This is a genomic window from Aliivibrio sp. S3MY1 (genome assembly GCF_028765575.1).
GTDB lineage: Bacteria > Pseudomonadota > Gammaproteobacteria > Enterobacterales > Vibrionaceae > Aliivibrio.
Genome location: NZ_JARACO010000133.1, coordinates 1 through 362 on the forward strand (window position 1 = coordinate 1; position 362 = coordinate 362).

1 protein-coding gene is annotated in these 362 nt (G+C 38.4%); it reads right to left on the bottom strand.

Annotated elements, in window-relative coordinates; all coding sequences use genetic code 11:
- Positions 1 to 177: 177 nt before the first annotated feature.
- The coding region (locus PVK62_RS17570; RefSeq protein ID WP_274445660.1) for a hypothetical protein at positions 178 to 362 on the bottom strand (185 nt) is incomplete at its 5' end.

Below are 362 nucleotides of genomic sequence, written 5' to 3' on the forward strand. Positions count from 1 at the left end.
GCGTTATACGAACTCTGAGAATGCAGTTTTTTGGTTCAGTCCAGCGATTGAACCATTAGTTTTTTAGGTGTGAAAGTAGGGTGGTTTATCTTTTTCTTTGTTGCCTTTTGGTGTTCGTTTTATCAGGTTCGGCATTGAACTATTATTGCCCCAAATTCAGGCGTTTCAGCGGCTTATTTACGCTTCAATTGTTCTTTGGTTATGCCTCATTTTAGCCTGCGTCAGTGTTTTCCTCTTAGCATTTTCAATCCCAATTGTGGTTAGGATATTTGGTTTATCAGTTCCAAACTTGCTGAAACCAAATCGTACAAATGGTGTAAGAAAAAGGGATTGTTTCGTTTCACAGTTATTGTCGTTGAAGT